1 protein-coding gene and 1 pseudogene are annotated in these 1,615 nt (G+C 73.7%); both read right to left on the bottom strand.

The window, feature by feature from the left end; translation table 11 throughout:
* Positions 1-887 (bottom strand): S8 family serine peptidase (locus PROKR_RS20115; protein ID WP_036966358.1); only part of this gene is annotated, 887 nt, incomplete at its 3' end.
* Between the two features lie 138 nt (positions 888-1,025).
* A pseudogene (locus tag PROKR_RS20110) lies at positions 1,026-1,615 on the bottom strand (hypothetical protein); the annotation flags it as partial.

Genomic DNA, 1,615 nt, shown 5'->3' with positions numbered 1-1,615 from the left:
GCCATGGATGTGCCCGCGTAGGCGTCGTAGCTGCCGCCCGCGCAGGTGTCGGAACCGGTGCCCTCGGGGACCGTGGACCAGACGTCGCCGTCGCAGCCGGTCAGCCCGCCCGACCCGCCGGGCGCCGAGACGCTCTTCAGGTCGAGCTTGACCGGCAGCTCCGAGTAGTAGGAGTGCAGGCCCGCCGAGTCGGTGGCCCCGACGCAGATCGCGGCGCTGGTGAACGCCGGGTCGCTGCAGAGCGGGGTCGACGAGTTGCCGGCCGCCGCCACCGTCAGGGCGCCCTGCTCGCGGGCGTACGCGATGGCGTCGCGCATCAGGGTGTCGACGCCGATGATCGTCAGCAGCTGCCCGCCCAGGCCGGAGCCCAGGGAGAGGTTGATGACGTCGGCGCCGTGGTCGGCCGCCCAGCGGATGCCGTCCGCGATGTCCCGCGACGACCCCGTGCCTGCCTCGAGCACCTTGACCGGGAGGATCTTGGCGTCCGGAGCGACGCCGGCGACGCCGATGCCGTTGTCCGTCGCGGCGGCCACGATGCCTGCCACGTGCGTGCCGTGCTCGTCGCCGTCGTTGGCGCCGTCGGGGCCGCGGAAGTCCCCGTCGCCGCACGGGCGGACGTCCGCGCAGCCGGTGAAGGTGGCGCCCGGCAGGAGCTGGCCCGCCAGGTCGGGCTGGTCGAGGTCGACGCCCGTGTCGACCACGGCCACCACCACGCCCTCGCCGGTGCTGGCCTGCCAGGCCGTCTCGGCGTTGATCTGGTCCAGGCCCCACTGCCTGTCCCGGAGGGGATCGCTCGTCGCGGCCTGCGCGCCCGGCGCCGCGGCCGTCAGGGCCACCACGACGAGCGCCGCGGAGGTGGCGGCGCCGACGAAGGACTTCCTTTTCATGTATGCCCCCATTGTTCGCACAGGGGCTGATTGCCCCTGAACTGGGGCAAACCTAGGGTGAGACGACTGGTGCCGAACAGGGAGGATGTCCGGTTGCGGGTGAAATTTACCGGATCGAAATCAGCAGGGGTGCTGCGGTCAGGCCCAGGCCTCGGACAGTCCGCTCTCGTCCCCGGCCTCCCGCGACAGCCGCAGCGCCGCGATGGCCGCGCCGAGCAGCAGCGCCACCACCCAGGCACCGAGCTGGTGCCCCTCGGTCGTCAGAGCGGCGGAGGCGATCTCGCGGCCCGCGATACCGGCGGCCGACAGCGGGTTCTCGGTGAGCGCCGAGCCCGGCCAGATGTTCTCCTGCACGGTCAGCAGGGCGGGGCCGGCGGACTGCAGCACCCACACGGTGCCCGCGGCGGGCAGCCAGCCGAGCAGATCGAGGGGCTTGCCGTCCACGCAGAGCCCGAACGCAACGCCGAGCGCCGTCGCGAGCACCCACCACGAGCCGATCGGGGAGACGTCGTTGCCGGGCAGGAGGCCCCAGAGCCAGCCGTCCAGGAGCACCACCGGAAGGGCGAGCGCGACGCCGCGCAGCGCGGCCGGGCCGATGCCGGCCAGGAGCCCCGCGGCGAGGCCAACGAGCCCTGAGCCGACCGTGACGACGAGCATCCCGAACGGCATGGCGTCACCGGGCACGGTGGCGCCGGCAGCGAGCCACCAGGAACTGCCGGCCGCGCCCG

Origin of the sequence: Promicromonospora kroppenstedtii DSM 19349, assembly GCF_000515355.1 — a bacterium.
Lineage (GTDB): Bacteria > Actinomycetota > Actinomycetes > Actinomycetales > Cellulomonadaceae > Promicromonospora > Promicromonospora kroppenstedtii.
The sequence above is the reverse complement of the archived record's forward strand: the minus strand, read 5'-3'. Positions and strand labels throughout refer to the sequence as shown.